General features: G+C 75.0%; 20 protein-coding genes. 8 read left to right on the forward strand and 12 right to left on the reverse strand.

The genetic code is table 11. The features are described from left to right. Positions 1-245 precede the first annotated feature (245 nt). Entirely contained in the window at positions 246-1,412 is a 1,167-nt protein-coding gene (locus tag PUR61_RS42175) for a PLP-dependent cysteine synthase family protein (protein WP_329885265.1), read from the reverse strand. 230 nt (positions 1,413-1,642) lie between these two features. Further along, on the reverse strand, positions 1,643-2,920 hold the full coding sequence (locus PUR61_RS42180; protein ID WP_443035335.1) for an ROK family protein: 1,278 nt from the start codon (positions 2,918-2,920) through the stop codon (positions 1,643-1,645). 17 nt (positions 2,921-2,937) lie between these two features. Here PUR61_RS42180 and PUR61_RS42185 point away from each other — a divergent pair, with 17 nt between their 5' ends. Further along, positions 2,938-4,251, forward strand: a complete 1,314-nt coding sequence (locus PUR61_RS42185; RefSeq protein WP_443035336.1) for an MFS transporter — start codon at positions 2,938-2,940, stop codon at positions 4,249-4,251. A gap of 165 nt (positions 4,252-4,416) precedes the next feature. Next, positions 4,417-5,004: a HutD/Ves family protein gene (locus PUR61_RS42190; RefSeq protein ID WP_329885266.1), complete on the forward strand. Its 588-nt coding sequence runs from the start codon at positions 4,417-4,419 to the stop codon at positions 5,002-5,004. Between the two features lie 91 nt (positions 5,005-5,095). On the opposite strand, the gene PUR61_RS42195 is transcribed toward PUR61_RS42190, so the two are convergent. Next, a complete protein-coding gene (locus tag PUR61_RS42195; RefSeq protein WP_443035337.1) occupies positions 5,096-6,079 on the reverse strand; it encodes an esterase/lipase family protein in 984 nt (327 codons plus the stop codon). A gap of 114 nt (positions 6,080-6,193) precedes the next feature. Between PUR61_RS42195 and PUR61_RS42200 the strand changes: the two genes are divergently transcribed. Beyond that, positions 6,194-7,639 (forward strand): PucR family transcriptional regulator, encoded by a 1,446-nt coding sequence (locus PUR61_RS42200; RefSeq protein WP_329885267.1) that lies wholly within the window; start codon positions 6,194-6,196, stop codon positions 7,637-7,639. 41 nt (positions 7,640-7,680) lie between these two features. On the opposite strand, the gene PUR61_RS42205 is transcribed toward PUR61_RS42200, so the two are convergent. Then, positions 7,681-8,439 (reverse strand): acyltransferase, encoded by a 759-nt coding sequence (locus PUR61_RS42205; protein WP_329885268.1) that lies wholly within the window; start codon positions 8,437-8,439, stop codon positions 7,681-7,683. A 443-nt stretch (positions 8,440-8,882) separates the two neighbouring features. Then, positions 8,883-9,656 (reverse strand): enoyl-CoA hydratase family protein, encoded by a 774-nt coding sequence (locus PUR61_RS42210; protein WP_329885269.1) that lies wholly within the window; start codon positions 9,654-9,656, stop codon positions 8,883-8,885. Between the two features lie 235 nt (positions 9,657-9,891). Between PUR61_RS42210 and PUR61_RS42215 the strand changes: the two genes are divergently transcribed. Continuing rightward, positions 9,892-10,314, forward strand: coding sequence for a RidA family protein (locus PUR61_RS42215; protein ID WP_329885270.1), 423 nt, complete (start codon positions 9,892-9,894; stop codon positions 10,312-10,314). Between the two features lie 112 nt (positions 10,315-10,426). Here PUR61_RS42215 and PUR61_RS42220 read toward each other — a convergent pair whose 3' ends face one another. Continuing rightward, on the reverse strand, positions 10,427-11,881 hold the full coding sequence (locus tag PUR61_RS42220; protein ID WP_329885271.1) for an MFS transporter: 1,455 nt from the start codon (positions 11,879-11,881) through the stop codon (positions 10,427-10,429). 79 nt (positions 11,882-11,960) lie between these two features. Here PUR61_RS42220 and PUR61_RS42225 point away from each other — a divergent pair, with 79 nt between their 5' ends. Beyond that, positions 11,961-12,956, forward strand: a complete 996-nt coding sequence (locus tag PUR61_RS42225) for an ArsR/SmtB family transcription factor (RefSeq protein ID WP_329885272.1) — start codon at positions 11,961-11,963, stop codon at positions 12,954-12,956. A gap of 289 nt (positions 12,957-13,245) precedes the next feature. Continuing rightward, positions 13,246-15,549: a glycosyl hydrolase family 18 protein gene (locus tag PUR61_RS42230; protein WP_329885273.1), complete on the forward strand. Its 2,304-nt coding sequence runs from the start codon at positions 13,246-13,248 to the stop codon at positions 15,547-15,549. Between the two features lie 63 nt (positions 15,550-15,612). On the opposite strand, the gene PUR61_RS42235 is transcribed toward PUR61_RS42230, so the two are convergent. Next, a complete protein-coding gene (locus tag PUR61_RS42235; RefSeq protein ID WP_329885288.1) occupies positions 15,613-16,818 on the reverse strand; it encodes a geranylgeranyl reductase family protein in 1,206 nt (401 codons plus the stop codon). Positions 16,819-17,240: 422 nt separating this feature from the next. On the opposite strand from PUR61_RS42235, the gene PUR61_RS42240 reads away from it, so the two are divergent. Then, a complete protein-coding gene (locus PUR61_RS42240) occupies positions 17,241-18,608 on the forward strand; it encodes a dipeptidase (RefSeq protein ID WP_329885274.1) in 1,368 nt (455 codons plus the stop codon). A 168-nt stretch (positions 18,609-18,776) separates the two neighbouring features. Here the strand turns inward: PUR61_RS42240 and PUR61_RS42245 are convergent, their stop codons facing one another. Together PUR61_RS42245 and PUR61_RS42250 are read right to left on the reverse strand one after the other, a co-directional pair. Continuing rightward, complete coding sequence (locus tag PUR61_RS42245) at positions 18,777-19,574, reverse strand: DUF4184 family protein (protein ID WP_329885275.1); 798 nt, start codon at positions 19,572-19,574, stop codon at positions 18,777-18,779. A gap of 153 nt (positions 19,575-19,727) precedes the next feature. After that, positions 19,728-20,795, reverse strand: a complete 1,068-nt coding sequence (locus PUR61_RS42250; protein WP_329885276.1) for an NUDIX hydrolase — start codon at positions 20,793-20,795, stop codon at positions 19,728-19,730. A 362-nt stretch (positions 20,796-21,157) separates the two neighbouring features. Between PUR61_RS42250 and PUR61_RS42255 the strand changes: the two genes are divergently transcribed. Then, positions 21,158-22,159: a PfkB family carbohydrate kinase gene (locus PUR61_RS42255; protein WP_329885277.1), complete on the forward strand. Its 1,002-nt coding sequence runs from the start codon at positions 21,158-21,160 to the stop codon at positions 22,157-22,159. Between the two features lie 130 nt (positions 22,160-22,289). Here the strand turns inward: PUR61_RS42255 and PUR61_RS42260 are convergent, their stop codons facing one another. The 3 genes from PUR61_RS42260 to PUR61_RS42270 form a co-directional block, all read right to left on the reverse strand. Then, positions 22,290-23,222, reverse strand: a complete 933-nt coding sequence (locus PUR61_RS42260; RefSeq protein ID WP_329885278.1) for a C40 family peptidase — start codon at positions 23,220-23,222, stop codon at positions 22,290-22,292. A gap of 260 nt (positions 23,223-23,482) precedes the next feature. After that, positions 23,483-24,919, reverse strand: a complete 1,437-nt coding sequence (locus tag PUR61_RS42265) for an acyl-CoA synthetase (protein WP_329885279.1) — start codon at positions 24,917-24,919, stop codon at positions 23,483-23,485. A gap of 185 nt (positions 24,920-25,104) precedes the next feature. Further along, on the reverse strand, positions 25,105-25,927 hold an 823-nt coding region (locus tag PUR61_RS42270; protein ID WP_329885280.1), incomplete at its 5' end, for an electron transfer flavoprotein subunit alpha/FixB family protein.

Here is a 25,927-nt window from a genome sequence, read left to right on the forward strand (position 1 = left end):
CGCCGGCGACCTCCGTGACCGGGCCGGCCAGGGCCGCGACGGCCTCCCTGAGCGGGGCCGGCGGACCGTCACCGCCTCCCAGCCCTCGGCCTCGACGAGGGCACGTGCGGTCCGGATGGTCAGCCGGTGCCGCTCGGCACGTTCGCGCTGACCGGCGCGCTGTGCCTCACCGAGCGCCGGCGCACCGCCTGATCACCGGCGCACCGTCCGATCCAGGGCGCGCGGCCCGGTCCGGGGCGCGGCCCTCAGCCCGTCCAGGCGCCGCCGGCCAGGAACGACTCCAACGCGGCCCGGTGCGGGGCGATGTCGATGCGCTCGCCGGCCAGCCACTCGTCCGCGTAGTACTTGTCGAGATAGCGGTCGCCCGGGTCGCAGATCAGGGTGACCACACTGCCGCACTCCCCCGCCGCCCGCATCTCGGCGACGATCCTCAGCGCGCTCCACAGCCCGGTCCCGGTGGACGCGCCCGCCTTCCGGCCGAGCACGCCGTCCAGCACCCGCACGGCGGCGATCGAGGCGGCGTCCGGGACCTTCATCATCCGGTCGATCGCCCCGGGCACGAAGCTCGGCTCCATCCGGGGGCGCCCTATCCCCTCGATCCGCGAGCCGCTTCCGCAGACCGCGTCCGGATCGTGTCGGACCCAGCCGTCGAAGAAGCAGGAGTTCTCCGGGTCGGCCACGCAGATCCTGGTGTCGAACTGCATGTAGTGGACGTACCGGGCGATGGTCGCCGACGTGCCGCCGGTACCGGCGGTGGCGACGATCCAGGCCGGTTCGGGGTGCGGTTCCAGCCGCAGCTGGGCGAAGATCGACTCGGCGATGTTGTTGTTGCCGCGCCAGTCGGTGGCCCGCTCGGCGTAGGTGAACTGGTCCATGTAGTGGCCGCCGGTCTCCTCGGCGAGCCGCGCGGAGGCCTCGTAGACCTCGTCCGAGCGGTCGACCAGGTGACACTCCCCGCCGTGGAACTCGATCAGGTCGATCTTGGCCTGGCTGGTGGACTTGGCCATCACCGCGACGAAGGGCACCCCGACGAGCTGCGCGAAGTACGCCTCGGAGACGGCGGTGGAACCGCTGGAGGCCTCGATCACCGGCTTGCCGGGCCGGATCCACCCGTTGCAGAGCCCGTAGAGGAAGAGCGAGCGGGCCAGCCGGTGCTTGAGCGAGCCGGTGGGGTGGGTGGACTCGTCCTTGAGGTAGAGGTCGATGCCCCACTCGGCGGGGAGCGGGAAGCGGAGGAGGTGGGTGTCGGCGGAGCGGTTGGCGTCCGCCTGGACCTTGCGCACCGCCTCCTTGAGCCACGACCGGTACTCCGCGTCGGAACGGTCGACGTCGACGGTCGGCTCGACGACCGGCCCGACGACCGGCTCGGCCTTCGGTGCGCGATCCGGTTCGACGATCGGCTGGGTACCCATGGCCACTCTCCTCGTGCGGGTGGATCGAGTCCTTCGAAGTCCCCTTCGAGTGCTCACTACGAGTGTACGAGAGTCACGATAAGTGACCGTATGTGAAGCCCCAGCTTCCGCTTATCGCCCCGGGCGCCCCACCCGCCCCACGCCGAACGGGCCAGGCCCGTTCGGCCCGGCCGACCCGGCCTGTCCCGCCCACCCGTTCCGACCCGTCCGGACCACCCGGCCCTGCCCGTTCAGCCCGGGACCACCGACTGCGGGTCCGCCAGGTACGGCAGCCACCCCAGCTCGGCCGCCCCCGCCAGCGCGCTGTGCGCGAGCTCGGCGCCGACGATCGGCACCCGCCCGCTGCGTCCCCAGAGGCTGCGCTCGGCGACGACCGCGCGCAGCCGCTCGGGCGCGGCCTCCAGGAGGTCGCGGTGGAGCCCGCTGAGCACCACCCGGTCGGGGTTGAGGATGTTGGCGACGCCGGCCAGCCCGAGACCGAGCCGGTCGATGACGTGCTCGACGGCCGCCCGCGCGCGCTCGTCGTCGGCGGCGCGCCGGCAGAGTTCGCGCGCCTGGTCGAGCGGCGGGCGGTCGCGGTCGGGGGTGAGCCCGGCGGCGGCGAAGAGCGCGTCCGGGTCGGTCTCCGAGTTGAGGCAGCCCCGGTTGCCGCACTGGCAGGGGCGCCCCTGCGGGTCGACGGTGAGGTGGCCGACCTCCAGGGCGAGGCCGGCGCTGCCGGTGTGCAGCCGGCCGTCGATGACCAGTGCGCCACCGACGCCCCGGTGGCCGGAGGTGACCAGCAGCAGGTGCCGGGCCCCCCGCCCGGCGCCGTGCCGGTACTCGGCGAGGGCGGCGAGGTTCGCGTCGTTGGCGATCGCGGTGGGCAGCGGATCGAGCGCGCGCGGGCCGTGGTCGGCACGGCCCACCTCGACGTCGTACAGGTCGGCGACCGGGGTGCCGCTGGGCCAGGCGAAGTGCAGCGCGGCGAGCGCGGTGCCATCCGGTTCGGTGACCGGGTTGGGCAGCGCGAGCGCGGCACCGAGGCAGCGCCGGTCGGTCTCGCGGGCGAGTTCGGCGCCCGCCTGGGCGACCGCGCGCAGCAGCCGGACCGGGTCGGTGGCGGCGGGCAGCGGGAGGTGGACCGGCGGGTCGAGCAGCCCGCCGAGTCCGGCCAGCGTGACGCTCAGCCCGTCCGCGTGGATCTGTCCGGCGACCACCACCGGGCCCGCGGGGTCGATGGCGAGCCGGTGCGAGGGGCGCCCCCGTCCTCCGCCGGCCGGGCGGGAGTCGACCGTGATCAGGCCGAGCGACTCCAGTTCGGCGGTGACCGCTCCGGCCGTGGCCCGGGTGACGTCCAGCGCGCGGGTGAGCGCCGAGCGGGTCGGGGTCTGACCGGTGTGGATGAGCGAGAGCGCCGGGCCGAGCAGCGTCCGTCCACGGTCGGGGGCCGCGCGGCGGTGGGCGTCGCGCTGCGCGTCGGAGTCGGCCCCGGAGCCGGGCCTGGGACTTGAAGGTGTGAGCTGCACGCGCCTATTGTTACTTTGTGCCGCTCCGAAACAAAATCCGTCCCCCCGCCCCCACCGACCGGCCGTCCGTCCAGTCTCGCAGCAAAGCGTCCGAACCCCACAGCTCCGGCCACAACCCCGCCGCCGCCGACCCCTCCGCCCGCGCCCTCTGGAGCACCGCCCGGATCGCGCTCACCGCCTTCTTCGCCGTCGACGGGTTCCTCTTCGCCGCCTGGGTCGTCCGCATTCCGGACGTCCGCAGCCAGGTCAACGCCTCCCACAGCACCCTCGGACTCGCCCTGCTCTGCGTGTCCGCCGGGGCCGTCGCCACCATGCCGATCGTCGGGCGGCTCTGCCTGCGCTACGGCTCGCGCCCGGTCACCGTCGCCTCGCTCGCCCTGCTCGCCCTGGCCGTCCCACTGCCCGCCCACACCCACTCGGTGGCCACGCTCGGTGGCGTCCTGCTGCTCTTCGGTGCCGGCTACGGCGGTGCCAACGTGGCCATGAACAGCGCCGCCGTCGAGATCGTCGCCGAACTCCGCCGCCCCGTCATGCCCAGCTTCCACGCCGGGTACAGCCTCGGCGGCCTGCTCGGCGCGGGCGCCGGCGGCCTGCTCGCCGGTTCGATCACCGCCGGCTGGTCGCTCGCGCTCGGTGGTCTGCTGGGCCTGGTCGTCACCGCGGTCGCGGGTGCCGCGCTGCTCCGCAGCCCGGCCGCACACGCGGCGCCGCCCGTCGCCGCAGCTCCCCTCACCGTTCCCACCGGCACCGGGAGCGGGGCCGGCACCGGGAACGGGAGCGACGGCAACCCGACGCACGCCCGGCTGCTCATCCTCCTGCTCGGCCTCACCGCGCTCTGCACCGCGTACGGCGAGGGCGCCGTCGCCGACTGGACCACCCTCCACCTCACCGACGACGTCCACGCGAGCGCGGGACTGGCCGCAGCCGGCTACGCGGCCTACGCACTCGCCATGACGACCGGCCGGGTCGGCGGCACCTGGCTCTCCGTCCGGCTCGGCCAGACCCGGCTGATGCTCCTCGGCGGGCTCACGGCGGCGGCCGGGATGCTGCTGGCCGCACTCGCCCCGGCGGCGCCGCTCGCCCTGGCCGGCTTCGTCCTGGTCGGGCTCGGCCTCGCCAACATATTCCCGCTCGCCATCGCCCGGGCCGGCGCCGAGGGCGGCCCGAAGGGGGTGGCGTTCGCCTCCACCCTCGGCTACGGCGGCATGCTCGTCGGCCCGCCCGTCATCGGGTTCCTGGCCGACGCGACCAGCCTCCCGGTCGCTCTGACCAGCGTCGCGGTCGCCGCCACCGTCGCGGCCGTCCTCCCCCTCACCGCCCGCCGCCGCTGACCCGCCCGCCCCGTCACCCCCGCCCGCTCGCCCCGCCCCCGCCCGCACCCGGCCCGGCCCGGAGCCGACGACGGCGTGGACACCGCGGCCGACGGCGCCCGGGCCCGCCTCCCGGCGGACCGCCCCCGGGGTCCCGCCCCTCCCCCACCGTGCGAGGATCGCGCCATGACGAGCAGCAACGGACCGGTCCAGCTCCTGCGCGCCGCCGAGCGCCCCGCCACGGCGTGGCGGAACGGCGGCGGGGTGACCAGGGAGGTCGCCGGGTACCCCGCAGGCTCCGGGCTGGACGAGTTCGGGTGGCGGGTCAGCCTCGCCGACGTCGCGTCGGCCGGTCCGTTCTCCGCCTTCCCGGGCATCGACCGGGTGATCACCCTCGTCGAGGGCGAGGGCATGGCACTGACCGTCGACGGCGCCGAGCACGTCGTCGACGCCCCGTTCCGTCCGTTCGCCTTCTCCGGCGACGCGGCCACCGACTGCCGGCTGCTCGGCGGCCCGCTGGTCGACTTCAACGTGATGACCCGGCGCGGCCGGGTCACCGCCGACCTGCTGCTCGCGGACGCGCCCCGCACGGTGGACGTCCCGGCCGGCGCCGCCGTCCTGCTGGTCTGCCTGTCCGGCACCGCGACCTCCGGCTCCACCCTCCTCACCCGCTACGACGCCGCGCTCCTCGGATCCGCCGGTCCGTACGACCTGCGACCCGAGGGCGTGACCGCCGTGGTCACCTTCCGCACCGCCGGGACGTCCGCCGCCTAGCCCGGACACACCGCTGCGCAGGACGTCGGCCGGTCCGACGTCCTGCGCAGCGTCGGTGGCCACCGCGCCGGCCACCGCTCCTCCGTGGGCCTCAGCCGCAGATCACCGGTGTGGCGCGCCCCGGATCGAGGGCGTTGGTCACCAGGTGCAGCGCCGTCGGCGAGAAGGCGATCGCCACGTGCTCGGCCAGGGAGACCGGGCAACGGTCTTGCAGAACCACGTTGTTCACGTTCGGCCCGGTCAGGAACTGGGTCCGGTACGGCGTGACGACCTCGTCGTACACGGTCGCGATCACGGTGTAGCGGACACCCGGCACGGTGTCCGGCTTCGAGGCCATGGTCCGGTTGAAGTCCGAGCCCACCACCTGGTCCCGGCAGGCGGCGCAGACGGTGTAGATCAGCTCGGCGACCCGGGGGAGGTACGGGGCCAGGTTGGCGATCCCGGAGAGCGTCGTCCCGTGGTTGGAGGGCGCCAGCCCGATCACCTTGTCGACCTTCGCCGCGCCCCCGAGGAACTTCAGGTAGTAGTTCGGCAGCATGCCGCCCTGCGAGTGGCCCACGACGTCGACCTTCGCCGCGCCGGTGGCACCGCGCACCAGGTCGACGAAGCGACCGAGCTGGGCCGCCGACTCCGTGACCGGGCCGAGTCCGCCGATCGGCAGCAGCAGCCCGCTGCCGGACGAGGTGACGCCGGGGATCGTCCCGTAGTCGAGGGCGAAGACGCAGTACCCCTTGCTCTTCAGCAGGGGCGAGAGTGCGAGCCAGTTCTCGTACCGGTTCGCGAAGGTGCCGTGTACCAGGACGACCGGGTTCGGGTGCGCCGCGCCCGGCCGGCAGTTCCAGTCGTTGGCACCGGGCGGCGAGGCCACCGGGTCGCCGTCCGGCGGGAGTTCACCGGCCGGGGTGAGGTCGGCGGAGGCGACGGCGGCGGGCGCGGTGGGGGTCGCGTCCGCCGCCCGAGCCGCCCCGGCCGTCCCGCCGGCGAGCAGCACGCCCGCCAGCAGGGCCGAGCCGAGTGGACCGAGGATCCTGCGGTGTACCGGTCTTGCGGCGAAGCGGAGAAGTGGGGTTCTCAACTGTTGCCTCCACGGCGGAAGTTTGTTACCAACAGGTAACCCGAGTGGCTCCATCATGCGGTCGCCCCTCCGACCTGGCCCTTGGGTGTCCCCCAGACCTGGACGGTGATCCCTGTGACCGGTCACAATTCACCCGCCCGCACCACCGATTGGCGGATTCCCGTGATCGGCGGCGTCCCCGCCGACCAGCGCCTGCTCGGCGCCGTTCCGGAGTTGGTCGAGACCGTCGTCGCCGCGCTGCTCGACCGGGTGCCGGCCTACCGCCGGCTGCCCCGCGAGCAGGTCACCGGCGAACTGGTCCAGGTCACCGAGCGCCGGATCCGCGCACTCGCCCAGGCCGTCCGGACCGGACTTCCCGCCCCCGCAACGGAGTTCGCTGCCGTCCGGGAGGCCGCGGCGCGGCGGGCCGAGGAGGGGGTACCGCTCGACGCCGTCCTGCTCGCCCACCACCTCGGCCTGGAGGTCTGCTGGGAACTGGTCGCCCGGCACGCCCGCGACGGCGACGCGGCCGACCTGCTGGTCCTCAACCGGCTGCTGCTCGACCAGCTCCGCCGGGCCACCGCCGCGGCCGGCGCGGGTTACCTGGACGAGCGGCGCACCGGCCCCGACGAACGGCAGACCGCCCGGCACGCCCTGCTCACCGCGCTGCTGGACGGCGCGCCCGCCGTGGAGGCCGCGAGACGCGCCGGCCTCCGCCTCCCGTCCGCGTACGCCGTGCTCTGCCTCGCCGTCGCCGACCATCCGGACGAGCGGTCTCCCGACGTCGACCGGGCCGTGGCCGGCCACCGCAAACTGCGCCGGCTGCGCACCGAACTCGACCACGCCACCCGGCAGTCGGCACTGTCGGCGCTCTCCGTCACCGGCGGGGTGGTCCTGGTCCCGTTGGAGCAAGCGCCGAACGCCGTACCGGAGGCCGTCTGGCAGCGGCTCGCCGACACGGTGGACCGCACCGCGCGCGCGGCGGGCGTCACCGTCCGGGCCGGCGGGTCGGCCGCCGGGCCTGACGGGGTGCCGGCGGCGGCGGCACTCGCCGACGAGGTGCTCCAGGTGGCCCGGGCCGTCGGCCGACCGCCCGGGCTGCACCGGCTGGACGACCTCCTGCTGGAGTACCAGCTCTGCCGGCCCAGCCACGCCCGCGGCCGACTCGCCGCGCTGCTCGCACCGCTGGAGGACGGCGGGGAACTGCTCGCCACCCTGCGCGTCCACCTGTCCGGCGGCCTGAACCGCCGTCACACCGCACAGGTGCTCCATCTGCACCCGAACACCGTCGACTACCGGCTGCGCAGGATCGCCGTCCTCACCGGCCTGGACCCGGCCCGGCCCGCCCACCTGCCGCGCATCACCGCCGCCATCGCCGCCCGCGACGCGGAACGCGACACCGGCCACCGCGCCGTTCCGGCCGGCCTACCGGGCCGCGGCGACCCCCCGAGCGTCCCGGACCCCAAGGACCCCAAGGACCCCAAGGACGACCAGGGCCGCCAGGGCCGCCAGGGCCCTCCGGGCCTCCTTCGTCGCTCGGATCACTCAGGCCGCTCGGAGCCCGCCCAGGAACCGACCTGACACGGCTCCCGGCCGCCGCCGCCTTCCCCCACCCCCGGGTCTCAGCCCTCCGACTCACCGGGCAGCCGCAGGTCCCACCCCGCCAGCGCCCGCAGCTGCGCGGCGGTCACGTCGTCGGGCAGCGGTCGGGGAGGCTCGCTGCGGAACGGCGGCTCCCACCCCTCCGCCTCCGTCCAGCGGCGGACGACCTTCGCCGGGGCACCCGCCACCACCGTGTGGTCCGGCACCTCGCCCCGCACCACCGAGCCGGCCGCGACGACGACGTTGCGGCCCAACCGGGCACCGGGGAGGATCACCGCGCCGGTGCCGATCCAGCTGCCCGAGCCGATCTCGACCGGCTCGTTGCGCGGCCACTGCTTGCCGATCGGCAGGTCGGTGGACCGGTACTCGTGCGCCTGGTCGGATATGTAGACGCCCGGACCGGTCCAGACGTCGTCGCCGAGCACGATCGACTCGTGGCCGACGATGTGGCTGTCCCGGCCGATCACGCAGCCGCCGCCGATCCGGACGATCGGCTCGGGTCCGAGGTCGAGCCCCGGCAGGAAGCCGGCGCTGATCGTGACCCGCTCACCGATGATCGAGAACGGGCCGATGGTGATCCACTGCTCGTTGAACACGGCTCCGAGCGGGAACGTCAGCTTGGTCCCGGCGCCCAGCTCGCCGAACCGGTACGGCCCGGGGCTCTCGGTGGACACCGCGCCGGCCCGCTGGACCCACTGCCAGCCCCGGTGGACGGCGCGGCCCGCGGCTCGCCGGCCGACGGCCCGGGCCGCGGTGTACAGGGAACGCGTGATCGGCATGCGCTCACGTTACCGGTCCGTACGACGCCCCCGGCGTCGAGGCGGCCAAGGTCACACGGCCACCGCAGGACGGCCGCGAGGGTGCACCCGTGCGGCCCGGTCGCGGCCCCCGGCACCCACCGGAAGCCGCCGGCGGACCGCCCTATCCGGCCGACCGTCCCGGCGGCCGGGTCCGAAAGCCGCCAGGACTGCGAGGCGGGCAGCCGGTTCCAGAGCAGCAGGTAGAGGTCACGGGCCGGGCCGGTGAGCGTCAGGTCGGCGGCCGGGGCCTCGTCGGCGAGCTTCCGGGCGCGTGGCCCGTTCCGGGGACCGGTCGCTGCTCGACCTCTGGCGCGAGACCGCCGTCATCGGCTGAGGCCGGCGGGCCCGGGACCGGTCGCCGGTCCCGGGCCCGCCACACGACGCCGCACGCCGCACGCCGCACGTCAACGTCAACGTCAACGTCAACGGGCCCAGGGTGCCGGTCGCTTCTCCAGGAACGCGCGCATCCCCTGCTGTGCCTCGTCCGAGCCGAACAACCGCGCCGACAGCTCGACCAGTTCGTCGGCGTCCCGCTCGAAGGACCGCACCACCTCGGCGTTGGCCAGCCGCTTGGACTGGGCGAGCCCCTGCGGCGAACCGAGCCGCAGGGCGTCCAGCAGCCCCTTCAGCGCGAGGGCGACGGCCTCTCCCGAGTCGGCCGCCTGCGTGATCAGCCCGATCCGGGCCGCCTCGGCGGCGTCGAAGACCTCGCCGGTCAGGTAGTAGCGGGAGGCCGCGCGCGGGTCCAGCTTGGGGCGCAGCGGCAGCGAGATGACGGCGGGGGCCAGGCCGAGCCGGACCTCCGTGAACGCGAAGGTGGCGGCCGGACCGGCCACCGCCAGGTCGGCCGAGCCGACCAGCCCGAGGCCGCCGGCCCGGACGTGACCGTCGATGACGGCGATGACCGGCTTGGCGCAGTCCACGATCGCCCGCTGGAGGTCGACCAGACCGCGTGGCCCGACGGTCGGGTCGGCCCCCGTCGCCTCGGAGAGGTCCGCACCGGCGCAGAACACCTTGCCGACGTGGGTCAGCACGACCGCGCGCACCTGCGGGTCGGCCGCCGCGGCGGCGAGGCCGGCGGTGAGCTCGGCCATCAGCCGCGTGGAGAGCGCGTTGCGGTTGTGGGGCGAGTCGAGGGTGAGGGTGGTGACGGCGTCCTCGGTGGTGACGTGGACGAGAGGCACTTCGCGGGTCATCGGTGCGGTCCTGCTTTCCGGCTGAGGGTGGGTCGGAGGGGCGCCCGCCGTCCGGTGGGGCGGCGCCCGGACGACTCTGGCACGCCCACCCTCCGCTCGACCAGAGCCACCCGTGCCCGGCGCGGGAAATCCGGTGGCGGTCCGCCCGCCCTCCGCGGTGGAGTCGCGCCCGGGCGCCCGGGCCCGATCCGGAAAGGCACTGGTGCGGTGATCACCCGTCGGCCACGATGAGCCCATGACCACCGAACCCGGGCGGAAGACCGCCCACCTCACGCACATCGCCGAGCCTCCCGGCGTGGCCCCGGGCACCGGCTACACCCAGGTCGTCACCGGTACCGGCCGGCTGGTGGCCGTCTCCGGCCAGGTCGCCTTCGACGAGGAGCGGCGGCTGGTCGGCACCGGCGACCCGAAGGCGCAGGCGCGGCAGATCTTCGAGAACATCCGCCGCTGCCTGGCCGCCGCCGGGGCGGACTTCTCCGACCTCGTCAAGCTCACCTACTTCCTCACCGACATCGGGCACCTGCCCGCCGTCCGCGAGGCCCGGGACGAGTTCTTCGGTGACATCCCGCTCCCCACCAGCTCGGCGATGCAGGTCTCGGCGCTGTTCATGCCCGAGGTGCTGATCGAGATCGAGGCACTCGCGGTGGTGCCGGAGTAGTTCCCGGCACGGCCGCCGTGTCCGGCGCCGGAGAGACCTCCGGCACCGGACACGGCGGCGCTGCGCGGGCGGTACGGCGCGGGGGCGCACGCGCCGCACGCGCCGGCTCGGGTCACCGCGCCCGGCCGCCGCCCGAGGCCCACCGGACGGCGGGCCCCATGGCCAGGCCCGCGGCGGCGAGCAGTGCGCCGAGGGCGGCCCAGCCTGCCAGGCCGTACCCGATGACGACGGTCGAGACCACCGCCGGTCCGATCATCAGCGCGGCAGAGTTCCCCGCGTTGTAGACACCCTGGTAGGCACCGTGCGCCCGCTCGCTGGCCAGGTCGTAGCTGAGCGCCCAACTGCCGGCCTGGCTCAGCACCTCGCCGATCGCCTGGAGCGCCACGCCCACCAGCAGCACCACGGCGGCGATCGGGGCCGGCGCGCCGTGGGCGAGTGCGAGCACCAGGCACGAGGCGGCCAGGATCAGCCCGGCCCGGCCGCAGACCCGGGCGGCGGCAGCCGGGTCCTCGGTGCCCCTGGTGGCCCGCACCTGGAAGGCGATCACCAGCACGGTGTTGACGATCAGGGTGCCGGCCACGGTGATCCGCGGCGCGTCGGTCTGCTGGACGATCCAGAGCGGCACGCCCACCTCCAGCATCGCGAACTGCAGGCCGAGCACCGAGCTGAGTGCGGTCACCACCAGGAACGGTCCGTCCCGCAGTGCCGGGTTCCGGCTGCGCGTCCGCGCCCCCTCCGGCGTCCGGAGCCCCTCCTCCGCCGGCCGCTCGCGCCCCGCGCCGCCCCACCCAGCACCGCCCTGCCCGGGCACGGCCAGCCGCAGGAACAGCACCGACACCACCAGGTAGGTGGCGGCGTCGGCCAGGATCGCCGTCAGATAGGCGGGCCGCGAGTCCAGGTGGAGGGCGACGGCGCCCACGCCGGTGCCGAGGCAGATGCCGACGTTGGTCACCACCCGCAGGTAGGCGCGGCCCGCGACCCGCTTGTCGGCGGGCAGCACCTGGGCGTACAGGGCATTGCGGACGGCCGATCCGCCCCGGTCGGCGGCGGCCACCAGGCAGGCCAGGGCGACGAACGCCGGATAGCCGTCCACCAGCGTGTAGCCGGCGGTGCCCAGACCGGTGAGCGCGACCAGCACCACCAGGATCCGCTTCGCCCCCCAGCGGTCGGCGGCCCGCCCGGCGGGGACGCTCGCGACGACCCCGCAGAGCCCGGCGGCGGTGAGCGCGAGACCGAGCTGGGCGGCGCTCAGGCCGAGGACACCGGTGAAGAACAGCACGCCGACGGAGAGCGAGAGCCCGCTGCCGACGGTGTTGAGCAGGGTGATCCCGGCGAGCCGCCGGACCATCGGGTCGGGGTGCAGCAGCCGGGCGGCCCGGGACGGCCGGGGCCCGGGCTTCGCGGGCGGCCCCGGCGGTCCGCCGGTCGCGCCGGTCGTACCGCTTCGGCCGATCCCCCCGGTCCCGCCGGTCGCGCCGATCGCGCCGATTCCGTCGCTTTCGCCGTCCTGGCCGTTTCCGGGCAGGCCGGAGGTGGGTGCGGCGGTCGCCGCCGGTGAGGTGGTCATGCCCACGATCACACCCCGAGACGGCCCGTCCGCAGTACTGATTTAGGCTGGGCCTAAAAGCAGCCGGCGAGGGGGCCGCGTGCACCGGTTCAAGCTCGGCCTGGCCGACCTGGCCACCACCTGGTTCGCCTGCTCGCCGATCCAGGAGGCGTCGCTCAGCCTGCGGATGTGGACCCATCCCGGCGTCTACGCCTTCCAGTCGCCCGCCTTCGAGCGCCTCCGGCCCGCCTTCGAGCGGCTGGACTCCACGCTGCTGCTCTCCCTGGTCTCGCCCAACCGCTGGGTCCCGGACTTCCTGACCCCGCGCCCGGTCACCCCCTCGCCCGACTTCCGCACCGAGCTGGCCACCGTCCGGGCACTGCCGCCCGAGCAACTGCGCCCGGAGCTGGAACTGACCTTCCAGCTGGACCGCCGGCCGATGCCCGCCGTCCTGGCGGACGGACTGGCCGATCCGGCCCGGCTGCTGGCCCGGATCACCGACGCGCTGGAGGAGTACTGGGAGTGCTGCCTGGCGCCGGGCTGGTGGCCACAGGCCCGCGCCGTGCTGGAGGCCGACCTGGTCTACCGGGCACGGGTGCTGGCCCAGCAGGGGGCCGCGGCGCTGTTCGCCGACCTGGACCGGCGGCTGCACTGGGCGGACGGCCTGCTGTCGATCAACCGGCACTGGTCGGACGGGGACGGCGAGATCACCGTGGACGGGCGCGGCCTGGTCCTGGTGCCGACGTTCTTCGCCCGGGGCGCGATCACGATGATCAGCAACGACCGTGCACCGCAGATCAGTTACCCGGCACGCGGCCAGGCCGGCATGGCCGACCCCCGACCGCCGGCCACTCCGCGCGCGCTGGAACAGCTGCTCGGCGCGCCGAAGTCGCGCCTTCTGACGCTGCTCGCGGAGCCGGCCACCACCACCGATCTCGCCTACCGGCTCGGCGTGACCGCGGGCGCGGTCAGCCAGCACCTGGCCGTGCTGCACGCGACCGGCCTGGTGACCCGGGCCCGGCACGGCCGATCGGTGCTGTACGCCCGCAGCCCGCTCGGCGACGAGCTGGCCGGCGACCCGCGCCGCCGGCCCTAGTCCTGCGCGAGGCGCGGGCGGACCCCGCCCGGGGCGCGTTCGAACCGTGCGCCGGCCCCGCCCCGACCTGGCCCGTCAACTCCCCACTGGTACAGACCTGTTGACGCATTGGTCCAGTCCTCCTACAGTTCCCATGCCCCGTCTCCCCACAAACGCGGGCACCGATCGGCCACGCACCACCCCAGCGCCACGGTCCGATCCGGCACCACCCCGCCCCACCAGGCACCACCCGCACCATCCGTACGGTTCTACGTCACCCTGTCCAACCCCCACAGTCACAGGGAGAACCATGTCCGCTCGACCCCGGGCACACCGCCCGCGCGTGCGCCACAGACTGCTGGCGCTGCTGTCCGTCCTGCTCCTCCCGCTGGCCGCGATCACCGCGCTGGCCACACCGGCCAACGCCGCCGGGAAGCTCACCGCCACCTTCACCACCGAGAACAACGGGTCCTGGTGGAAGGGCACCTACATCGTCCGCAACGACAACGCCGCCGCCGTCTCCGGCTGGACCCTGGAGTTCGACCTGCCGGCCGGCGTGACCATCCAGAACAGCTACAACGGCACCGCGACGGCCAACGGCCGCCACATCACCGCCACCAACGCGTTCTACAACGCCAACGTGCCCGCCCGCGGCACCACCGAGCCGTACAGCTTCTGGTTCGTCGCCAACGGGCCGGTCGGCACACCGACCGGCTGCCGGATCAACGGCGACAAGTGCGACGGCAGTTCGGACGTCCTGCCGTCCGCGCCCGGCACCCCGGTGGTCACCGACTCGACCGCGCGCAGCCTCGCCCTGAAGTGGCCGGCCGCCACCGGCGGGGACTTCCAGGTCGCCTCCTACGAGGTGCTGAGCGGGGCGACCGTGCTCGCCACCAGCGCCACCGCCGACGCACTGGTCACCGGATTGACCCCGGCCACCAGTTACACCCTGACCGTCCGGGCCAAGGACACCCGTGGCAACACCGGCCCGCTCAGCGCGCCCGTCACCGCCACCACCTTCGACCCGGCCACCGACCCGACCCCGCCCACCGCTCCGACCAACCTCCGCACCACCGCGGTGGGTTCGAGCGAGGTGACGCTCGCCTGGAACGCCGCCACCGACAACCTCCGGGTCGCCGCGTACGACGTCTACCAGGGCGCCACCCTGGTCCGCACGGTGACCGGCTCCACGCTGACCGCCACCGTCAGCAGCCTCTCGCCGTCGACGAACTACACCTTCACGGTGAAGGCCCGGGACGGCGCGGACAACGCCTCGCCGGCCTCGGCCCCGCTCTCCGTCACCACCTCCGACCTGGTGGGCGCCGGCAAGTACGCCCGCGTCGGCTACTTCACCCAGTGGGGCATCTACGGCCGCCAGTACTTCGTCAAGAACCTCGACACCTCGGGCAGCGCGGCCAAGCTCGACGTCATCAACTACGCCTTCGAGAACATCGATCCGGTCAACCTGACCTGCATGGCCGGTGTCACCAGGGGCACCACCGCCAACCCGCAGGACCCCGACCAGGGCACCGGCGCGGGCGACGCCGACGCCGACTACGGCCGCCCGATGAGCGCCGCCCAGTCGGTGGACGGCGTGGCCGACGACGGCTGGGGCAAGCTGCGCGGCAACTTCAACCAGCTGAAGAAGCTGAAGGCCAAGTACCCCCACCTGAAGATCGTCGTCTCGCTGGGCGGCTGGACCTACTCCAAGTACTTCTCGGACGCGGCGGCGACCGACGCCTCGCGGCAGAAGTTCGTCAAGTCCTGCGTCGACGTGTGGATCAAGGGCAACCTGCCGCTCTACAACGGCGCCGGCGGTGACGGCGTCGCGGCGGGCATCTTCGACGGCATCGACCTCGACTGGGAATGGCCCGGCTCGCCCGACGGCCACGCCGGCAACCACTACAACGCCAACGACAAGGGCAACCTGACCCTGCTGCTCGCCGAGTTCCGCAAGCAGCTCGACGCGCTCGGCGGCTCGCACAAGCTGCTGACCGCCTTCACCCCGGCGGACCCGGTCAAGATCGACCAGGGCTGGGACCTCTCGAAGATCTTCAACTACCTGGACATCGCCAACGTCCAGGGCTACGACTTCCACGGCGCCGGCAGCGACAACTCGTGGGAGCCCAACCGGACCGGCCACCAGGGCAACCTCTACCCGGACGCCCAGGACCCGTACCCGAACCACTTCAGCGTGGACGCGGCGCTGAAGCCCTACCTGGACGCCGGCGTCAACCCGCGCAAGCTCACCATCGGCCTCGCCTTCTACGGCCGCGGCTGGCAGGGCGTCGCCGACGGGGGCGTCAAGGGCGAATGGCAGAGCGCGACCGGCGCAGCCCCCGGCCAGTTCGCCGAGGAGGCCGGGACCCGCGGGTACAACAACCTCATCACCACCTTCCCCAACCTGTCCGTCTACCACGACGAACAGTCCGTCTCGACCTACGGGTACACGGGTGCGGGCGGGCAGTGGTGGACCTTCGACGACACCTGGTCGATCGCCAAGAAGACGGCCTACCTGAAATCGAAGGGCCTGCTCGGCGCGATGATCTGGGAAATGACCGGTGACACTCCGGGCGGCACCCTCATCACGGCGATCGACAACGGGCTCAAGTAGCACCACGGCACGGCCGACGCTCCGCCGGGGAACCCCTCCCCGGCGGAGCGTCACCGCCGGTCCTCAGCGCGAGGCCAGTGCCGCCAGTCGCCGGGCCGCCCGGTAGTCCCGGAGCACCTGGGCGAACGTGGTGTGCCCCTGCGTGGTCCGGGCGAAGGCCCGCCAGGCCGGGTCGACCAGGCAGACCGCCGCGTGGAACAGGTACGGCCGGTGCTCGAATGCGTTCAGCATCTGCTTCCCCGCCCGCATCTCCACGCCCAGGCCCGCCTTGATCGCGAACGCGTAGTTCAGCGCCTCGCGCCGTACCTCGCCCGCGTTGCCCGCCTCGGCCACCTTCACCGCCCACTCCCCGGCCAGCCGGCCCGAACGCAGCGCGTACGAGATGCCCTCGCGGGTCCACGGCTCCAGCAGCCCGGCCGCGTCACCGGCCACCAGGACCCGGCCGCGCGAGAGCGGCGAGTCCTCGGCCCGGCAGCGGGTCAGGTGGCCGGACTCCACGCTCGGCGGGAAGCCCGCCAGCCCCAGCCGGCGGATGTAGGCGGCGAGGTACTGCTTGGTCCGCTCGCCGTCACCGCGTGCCGAGATCACCCCGACGGTCAGGCTGCCCGACTCGGTCTTCGGGAACACCCAGCCGTAGCTTCCCGGCAGCGGGCCCCAGTCGAGGTGGATCCGGCCCGCCCAGTCGGCCGCGACCTCCGGCGGGACGGGGATCTCCGCCTCCAGCCCGAGGTCGATCTGGTCGAAGGAGACGCCCACGTGCCGGCCGATCCGGCTCGCGCTGCCGTCCGCCCCGACCACGGCGCGGGCCTCGAAGGTGCGCCCGTCGGCGGCGGTGACCAGCGCCGTCCGGTGCTCGCCGCCGCGCTGCTCCACCCCGGTGACGGTCACTCCGGTGACCAGCACGGCGCCCGCCTGCTTGGCCGCCTGGACCAGGCGCAGGTCGAACTCGTCCCGGTTGACGAGCCCGAACAGCATCCGCTTCGAACGCCGGGTGCGGGCGAACCGGCCGCGGTACGCGAAGGTGACGGCGTGCACCCGGTCCTGGAGCGGGAGCTCGAAGTCCGGCGGGAGGCTGTCCCGGGAGGGGCCGATGATGCCACCGCCGCAGGTCTTGTACCGGGGGTGCTCGGCCTTGTCGAGCAGCAGCACCCGCCGGCCCTGGGCCGCGGCGGCGTACGCGGCCGAGGAACCGGCCGGCCCGGCACCGACGACGACGACGTCCCAGACGCCGTCCAGCCGGCCGGGCCCGTCGGCCTCGGCGCCGACCACGGCGTCGGCCTCGGCCTCGATCACGGCCTCGATCGCGGCCTCGGCCGGCGCCTCGGCGTCGAGCGGGCCTCGCTCGGCCTGCGGGCCACTGGTGTCGTGCGGGCTACTGGCATTGTGCGGGCTACGAGAATCAGGGCTTCCGGAGTCAGTCACGGACAGCAATCCTAGTGCGGCCGACCTCCCCGGTGTCGGCCGCACCGCCCCGAACGCGCGGCCGAATCCCCCCGCCGCACCGCTCGACGCCGCCCGTGCCGCCCCGTGCCCGCCGGACCCCGTCCCCGGCCGGTGCCATGCCCGGTGCCGCCGCCGGCCGCCTCCGGCCGGTCGACCGTTCGTGTCCGCCTATGATCGGCGCTACCCCCCGTCAACGACGTTCGCCCGCACCATCCCTCGGACGGACCAGCCCTACCCGGAGCATCACGATGCCGCAGCAGCAGCGCCTGGCCGACGCCGTCCGGTCCCTGATGGACCGCGCCCGGACCGACCTCGCCGACCTGGTCGCCTTCCCGTCCGTCGCCGACCCCCGTCAGTTCCCGGTCGAGGAGTGCGACAAGGCCGCCCGCTGGGTCGCCGAGGCGTTCGCGGCCGAGGGCCTGACCGGCGTCCGGCTGCTGGACACCCCCGACGGGACCCGGTCCGTCTACGCCGAGCTTCCCGGCCCGGCCGGCGCGCCGACCGTCCTGCTCTACTCGCACTACGACGTCCAGCCGCCGCTCGACGAGGACGCCTGGATCAGCCCGGCGTTCGAGCTGACCGAGCGTGACGGCCGCTGGTACGGACGCGGCGCGGCCGACTGCAAGGGCAACATCCTGATGCACCTGACGGCCCTTCGGGCGCTGCGCCAGGTGGACGGCGGGTACCCCGTCGGGCTGAAGATCATCGTCGAGGGCTCGGAGGAGCAGGGCACCGGCGGTCTGGAGCGCTACGCCGAGGCGCACCCCGAACTGCTCGCCGCCGATGTCGTCGTCATCGGCGACACCGGCAACTTCGCCGCCGGACTGCCCACCGTCACCGCCTCGCTGCGCGGCATGACCGTGGTGGACGTCTCCGTCCGCACCCTGGCCGGCAACCTGCACTCCGGCGCGTTCGGCGGCGCCGCCCCGGACGCGCTGCAGGCCCTGGTCAAGGTGCTCGCCTCGCTGCACGACGAGCACGGCGACGTGGCGGTCGCCGGCCTGACCGGCGGCCAGACCTGGAGCGGCGTGCAGTACCCGGACGAGCAGTTCCGCGCGGACGCCAAGGTGCTGGACGGCGTCGCGCTCACCGGTACCGGCACCGTCGCCGACCGGCTCTGGGCCCGCCCGGCGGTCACCGTCCTCGGCATCGACGCCCCGCCGGTGATCGGCGCCACCTCCTCCGTCCAGGCCTCCGCCAAGGCGTCCGTCAGCCTGCGCGTCCCGCCGGGCACCGACACGGCCGCCGCCCAGGAGGCGCTGGTCGCCCACCTGGAGGCCCAGGTGCCGTTCGGCGCCCGGGTCACCGTCGAGCGCCAGGGCAACGGCGCGCCGTTCAGCGCCGACACCTCCGGCCCGGCGTACGAGGCGATGGGCGAGGCGATGGCCGAGGCCTTCGGGACCCCGATGGTCACCTCCGGCGAGGGCGGCTCGATCCCGCTCTGCAACACCCTGCGCACGCTCTACCCGCAGGCGGAGATCGTGCTGATCGGCGTCGAGGAGCCCACCACCCAGATCCACGCGGTCAACGAGAGCGTCGACCCGCTGGAGCTGGAGCGGATGGCGCTCACCGAGGCGCTCTTCCTGCGCCGCTACGCCGAGCTGCGATCCGTCTGACGAGGAGCCACCGCCGGGCAGCGCCCGGGTCACCACCGGTGCACTACCGGGCCGCGCCGTCCACCACGACGGCGCGGCCCGTCCGTCCCACGCCGGACGAACACCTCGGGTGCCGCCGTGCACGCCGGGCCCACGCTCCCCCGCCCCGGCTCACACGCCGCCCCGGCACTACCCGCGCGCCGTCCGGACCCCGGCCACCGCGGCCCGGACCAGCGCGTACCCCACCGCACCGACCGCCAGCCCGGCGCCCGCCCCGAAGCACACCTCCGGGATCACCCGACGCCGCAGCGGCACGAGCCGGTGCACCACCCCGGCCGCCGTCGCCGCGCCGAGCCCCACGACGGCGGAGCGCCGCACCCGGTCCGTCAGCACGACCGCCGGCGCGACCGGCTCCACCGCCCGGGCCGCACGCACCGCGTACCCCGCCACCGCTGCCAGCGCCGGGACCGACGTGCCGTACTGCAGCACCGTGTACAGAGGCGGCCCACCGGCGACCGGCCGCTCCAGCGCCGGTACCAGCCGGGCACCGAGCCGGCCCCCGTGGGTGAAGGCGTCCCACCCCACGTGACTGGCCGCGCCGAGCGCCGCCGAGGCCGCGAACCAGGCGGCGTCCGCCCCGCTCACGACCCGGGGTGCCCGGTCCGCCCGCCGACTCCGGCGGACCGTCAGCGCCTCGGCCGGGCCCGCCCACCGCTCCGGGAGCAGCCCGACGAGCGGCCCGCGCAGCAGCCCGTGCCAGCCGGCCACCAGCACGGCCGCGACCGCGACGTCCACGGTCGGTACCGCCCACCAGCGGTGGGTCAGCCGGCCGTGCCGGTACACCCCCGGCAGCAGCGACTCGGCGAAGAACGGCACGTCCGGCGCCAGCGACCCGGCGACCAGGGCCGACGCGACCAGCGGCCCGCGCTCCCCCGCCGCCCGCAGCAGGGGCAGCACGGCGGCCGGGTGACTCAGTGTGAAGGGCATGCCCTCATCCTGCCGCCGCCCGACCGCCGTCGTGCCGTCATCGGCACACGCCGCACCGGCCTCGCCCGCCCCACGCGCAGAAACCGCCCGCCGGCACGCCGCGGCCCAACCGCTCAGCCGCCTGCGGTGGACGACCGACCGACGACGGACGGCCTACGCCGCGTCGGCCGTCCTGGCCAGCCCCACCCCGGCCCGGCGCCCGGCCTCCAGGTACCGCAGTTCCCCGCACCGCCTGGCGTCCAGCGCGGCGGCCAGCCGCCGGTAGCGCCCCGGCGGCAGCAGCCCGGCGGCCTCCTCCAGGCTGACGAACCGCCAGCCGCGCAGTTCCTCCTGCGGGAGCAGCAGCCCCTGCCGGCCGGCGGCGTCCAGCAGCCCGCCGTCGTAGACCAGGCGCAGCCCGCCCCGGCGCGGCCCGGTCCGCGGCTCCCAGTCGACGGCCAGCAGCCGCAGCACCGACGGGTCGAGCCGCAGGCCGAGCTCCTCGGCCGTCTCCCGGAGGGCGGCGTCGGTCGGCGCCTCGCCGCGTTCGACCACTCCGCCGGGAAACTCCCAGTCCGGCTTGTACACCGGATCGACCAGCAGTACCCGGTCCTGTTCGTCGAAGAGCAGGACCGCGGCCGCGACGGTGTCCCCGGTGGGGTCGGGACTCTGGACGATCGGGCAGCGGGCGGACCCGTCCCGGACCAGCTGGGCGAGCCGGACGGCGGTCTCGCGCGGGGTGAGGCCCGCGGTGTCCACGAGCCGCGCGTCCCGGCCGAGCCAGCGGCGGGCGGCGCGGTAGCGGGGCAGATGGTCCAGGCACCACTGCCGGATCCGCGCGCTGCGCTCCGGATCGTCCGGGCACTCCTCACGCTGCGCTATGCGTTCGCGCAGGATCGTTTCTTCAGGATCGAGAACGAGATGGTGCACCGTGATGCCGTTCGAGGCCAGCGAACCGAAGATCTCGTCCCGGTAGTCCTCCCGGAGCAACGTCATCGGGACCACCAGCGGCCCGGCCACCTCGCCGAGCAGTGCGGCGGCCGTCTCGGGCACCAGCCGGCGCCAGGCCGGCAGGTCCTGGAAGTCGGACACCGCCGCCATCCGGTCGGCCGGCAGCATCGCGCGCAGCCCGAACCCGATCAGCTCGGGATCGAACAGCGTGCTGCCGGGCAGCAGTTCCACCAACTCGCGGCAGGCACTCGACTTGCCCGCCCCGAACGTGCCATTGACCCAGACGATCACAAACGTCCCCTGCCCCTCGACCTCCCCCGGCGCCGTTCGCACCGGGCGGCGCCCCCGTCAGCCGAACCAGCGCCACCCGAGGTGGTACCCCCGCCGCGCCGGTCCCCATGCCTCCCCGACCGCCCTGCTCGCGGCCGCCGGCCGCACCGGATGACAGAGGCATGTGCCCAGGCCAGCGGCCTGGCCGCGACGCCCGTACAACCCGCGACACGCCGGAGTGCGCACCCCGGACCACCGGCGTCCGACATCCTTCCACGCGCCCCCTCCGCACCCCGCGCGCCCTGCCACAGACGCACGGGAAAGCCGCACCGGTTCCCCGCCCGTCGGTTGCCTCCCGCGGCCCGACCGCATAGAGATGAACGGTGACCGCACCCACCGGACCCGGCCGCGTCGTGGCCGTCGGTTCCGTCAACGTCGACCGGATCCTCCGCTGCCCCGCCCTGCCCGCGCCCGGCGAGACCGTCCTGGTGACCGACTCGGCCCCGGGCTTCGGGGGCAAGGGCGCCAACCAGGCCGTGGCCGCCGCCGCCATGGGCGCACCCACCCATCTGGTCGCCAAGGTCGGTGCGGACGCCGACGGCCGCGCCGCCCTGGCCGACCTGCGCGGGGCGGGCGTCGACATCGGCGCCGTGCTCGTCGACACGGACGCCCCCACCGGACAGGCCGTCGTCATGGTCGACCCGTCCGGCGAGAACAGCATCCTGGTGGTCCCCGGTGCCAACGCCCGGCTCACCGGCGCCGAGGTGACCGAGGCGCTCGCCTCGCTCGCCCTCACCCCGGCCGACGTCGTCCTCACCAGCGGCGAGGTCCCCGAGGAGTGCATCCTGGCCACCGCGGCCGTCCTTCGCGACAGCGGCCCCCGCTGGATCCACAACGCCGCCCCGGCCGGCGGGCTCCCCGACCGGCCGGGCCCTGCCGGTCGGGGACCGCTGATCGTCGCCAACGCCGTCGAGGCCGCTCAGCTCGCGGGCGCCCGCGCCCCGGGCCGGCCCCACGACGAGGTCCACGACGAGACCCACGGCGAGACCCGTGGAAAGGCCGCCGACGCGGCCCCGGCCGCCACCGCCCTGGCCGCCCTCGGCGAGGGCGCCGTGATCACCCTCGGCGCGGCCGGCGCACTGGTCGCCACCGACGGCGCGGTCCACCACGTCCCCGCCCCCGAGGCCACCGTCGTCGACACCACCGGCGCCGGCGACGTCTTCTGCGGCGCCCTGGCGGCGCGACTCGCCGACGGCGCGTCCCTCCCGGCGGCAGCCGCCACCGCCGCCGCGGCCGGTGCCTTCGCCGTTACCGCCCCGGGCGCGCGCGGAGCCCTCCCCCGGCCGGCCGATCTCGGTCTCGCCCCCGGCACCGGTCGCCCCTGACCTGCCCGGACACCGCCGCCGGGCACCACCCCGGCACCCCCGCAGCCCCCCTCGGCGGCACCGCCCGCACCGCCGCCCACGACGACGCCCGGACCGTCCGGCCCGGGCGTCGTCCGTCCGCAGGACCGGCTCAGGGCCGGCCCATGTGGGTCGGGTAGTAGCCGCTGCTGATCCGGGAGACACGGATCAGGGTGCCGGGTCGCGCAGCCTCCACGTACTGGTTGTTGCCCAGGTAGATCGCCACGTGGTGGATGCCCCGCGCGGTGCCGTCGTCCGACCAGAAGAGCAGGTCGCCGCGCAGCAGCTGGCTCGCCTTCACCGGGGTGGTGGCCGCGTACTGGTCGTTGGCGACGCGCGGCAGTTCGATGCCCCCGCGCCGGAAGGACTGCTGGACGAGGCCCGAGCAGTCGTAGCCGTCCGGCCCGTTCCCCGCCGTCTTGAACGGCTTGCCGAGCTGGGCGAGCGCGAACGACACGGCCGTCTCGACGTCACCGTCGGCCGCCGGCACCGCGGAATCGGCGGAGGACTGGGGCGAGGACGACGCGCCGGAGGCCGAGGGCGCCGCGTCCGACGACCCTCCGGTCCGCGCCAGGTAGACGTCGTAGTGGGTCGTCCAGCGCCACTGGCCCTGGCTGTTCTTGAACCAGTACCGCGACCCGTCCCACCCCTGGGTGATCCCCCCGGACGTGGTCGCCGTCGTCGCGGACGGGGAGGCGGTGGCGGTGGCGGTTCCGGCCGACGCCCCGGTCCGCGCCAGGTACACGTCGTAGTGGGTCGTCCAGCGCCACTGGCCCTGGCTGTTCTTGAACCAGTACCGCGACCCGTCCCACCCCGCGGGGGCGGGCGCCGGCTCGGCGGCGGCGCTGCCCACCCCGGTACCGAGGCCGAGCACGCCCGTACCCGCCACGATCACGGCCACCATGCCTATCCCCCGGCGGACCCGCGCCGCACGGGAGGGACGGAAGGTACGGGCACCCTCCGCCGGCTGGGAGGCGGTGGCGGCGGCGTGCTGCCCGGTCGGCTCGTCGGCGGCACCCGGTGCGCCGGTGTTGACGGTCGTCATCCTGCTGTCTTCCTTTGCTGAGCACTGAACGCGGAACGCGGATCGCGGAACGCTGGACGAAGGCCGGAACGGATCCGCGGCCGACATGCCGCGGCTTCCGGCCGTGCGGCCGGAAGCTGCGGCGTGGAGCCCGGGGATTCAGTTCTGCCTGCGTGTCACGTTAGGCACGCGTCCGCTCACAGCGCGCAGTGGAGTGCGCCAAAGGAAGGGCTCACGGAAGGTGAGCGGGCGTCACCCGGCACCCGCCGGGTGACCGCCCGTCACCCGTGTGCCGAGTCCGCGAGCAACTGCTTCTTCAGCACCTTTCCCATGGCGTTCCTGGGCAGTTCGGGCACCAGGACCACCCGTCGGGGCCGCTTGTGCACCGAGAGCCGCTCCGCCACAAAGGCCGTCAGCTGTTCCCCCGTCACGGGACCGGCCGGGATGACGTACGCGACGACCGCCTGGCCGAGGTCCTCGTCCGGAGCGCCGACCACGGCCGCGTCCGCCACCGCCGGGTGGTCGCGCAGGGCCGCCTCGACCTCGCCCGCGCCGATCCGGTACCCGCCGCTCTTGATCAGGTCGACGGAGGCGCGGCCGACGATCCGGTGGAAGCCGTCCGGGCCGATCACCGCGACGTCCCCGGTGCGGAACCAGCCGTCCGCCGTCCAGGCCTCGGCGTCGGCGTCCGGCCGGTTGAGGTACCCGCCGAACAGGGTCGGCCCGGCGACCTGCAGCTCGCCGACGCTCTCGCCGTCGTGCGCGACCGGGCCGCCGTCCTCGCCGACCAGCCTGGTCCGCACACCCGCCAGCGGCAGGCCGACGCTGCCGGGGCGGCGCTCGCCGTCGGCCCTCGTCGAGACGGTGATGAGCGACTCGGTCATCCCGTACCGCTCGATCGGGGCGTGGCCGGTCAGCGCCGCCAGGCGTTCGAACACCGGGACGGGCAGCGGGGCGCTGCCGGAGACCAGTAGGCGGGCCCGGGCCAGCTGCCCGGCCGCCTCCTCGTCGGCGGCCAGCCGGGACCAGACCGTCGGCACACCGAAGTAGAGGCTCCCCCCGGCGGCCGCGTAGGCGGCGGGGGTGGGCCGCCCGGTGTGCACCAGCCGGCTGCCGCTGCGCAGTGCGCCGAGCACGCCGAGCACCAGGCCGTGCACGTGGAAGAGCGGCAGACCGTGCACCAGGGTGTCCTCGGCGGTCCACTGCCAGGCCCCGCCGAGGGCGTCGAGGTCGGCGGCGACGGCGGACCGGTGGATCACCGCGCCCTTGGGCGCACCCGTGGTGCCGGAGGTGTAGAGCACGAAGGCGGTCGCCCCCGGGCCGGGCTCGGCGTACGTGGTGGCCGAGCGCTCGGCCAGGTCGACGGGCAGCGCCGTGACCGGCGGTCCGGCGGCCGGGCCGTCCTCCCGGGGATCGTCCCCGGCGGCGTGCGCGAGCAGGACCGCGCCGGAGTCGCGCAGGATGTGGGCGCGTTCCTTGGGCCCGGAGTCGGGCGGCAGCGGGACGACCGGCACGCCGGCGAGCAGCCCGCCGACCACGGCGGCCACGGTCTCGGCGGTGGGCCGGGCGAGGACCGCGAGCGCGGGGGCGCCGGCCACCCGGTCGGCGACGGCGGTGGCCGCGCCGAGCAGCTGTTCCCGGGAGAGTGTCCGCCCGTCGATCCGCAGCGCGTCGCCCGAGTCCCCGAAGCCGCCCTGAAGTGCCGTCAAGAGTGTCATGTGTCCGCCTTCGCCCCTGTTCGCGATCGGCCGCCCCGCCGCCGGCGGTCGCCGGCGCTCGTGCCGCCGACTCTACGGGCCCGTCGCCGCTCCCCCGGTCCGGGGACCACGTGCCGTGCGGGAAGTCCCGGACAACGCGCAGGGGCGCGTCCGGGAGGTCCCGGACGCGCCCCTGCGGCGACGGCTCAGCCCTTGCGGGACTGCACCTCGGCGGTGAGCTGCGGCAGCACCGCGAAGAGGTCGCCGACCACGCCGTAGTCGACCAGCTCGAAGATCGGGGCCTCGGGGTCCTTGTTGACGGCCACGATGGTCTTCGAGGTCTGCATGCCGGCCCGGTGCTGGATGGCGCCGGAGATGCCCGCCGCGATGTACAGCTGGGGCGAGACCTGCTTGCCGGTCTGGCCGACCTGGTTGCTGTGCGGGTACCAGCCGGCGTCGACGGCGGCGCGCGAGGCACCGACGGCCGCGCCCAGCGCGTCCGCCAGCTCCTCGACGACGCCGAAGCCCTCGGCGGCACCGACGCCGCGGCCGCCGGAGACGACGATGGCGGCCTCGGTCAGCTCGGGGCGGCCGGTGGAGACGCGCGGGGTGCGCGAGACGACCTTGGCGGCGTTGCCGGTGAACGCGACGGTGACGTCCTCGACGGTGCCCGCGGCCGCGGCGGCCTCCGGCGCTACGGCGTTCGGCTTGACGGTGATGACCGGGGCGCCCTGCGACACCCTGGACTTCACCTGGAACGACGCGGCGAACACCGACTGGGTGGCGACCGGACCGTCGGCGCCGGCCTCCAGGTCGACGGCGTCGGTGATGATGCCGGAGCCGAGGCGCAGGGCAACGCGGGCGGCGACCTCCTTGCCCTCGCCGGAGGAGGTGACCAGCACCGCGGCGGCCTCGCTCGCCTTCGCGATCTGGGTCAGCGCGTCCACCTTCGGGACGACCAGCTGGTCGGTGAACTCGGCGCCGTCGGCCACGTAGACCTTCGCCGCGCCGTACTCGGCCGCCTTCGCA

The sequence above is a fragment of the Streptomyces sp. BE20 genome (assembly GCF_036322525.1).
GTDB lineage: Bacteria > Actinomycetota > Actinomycetes > Streptomycetales > Streptomycetaceae > Kitasatospora.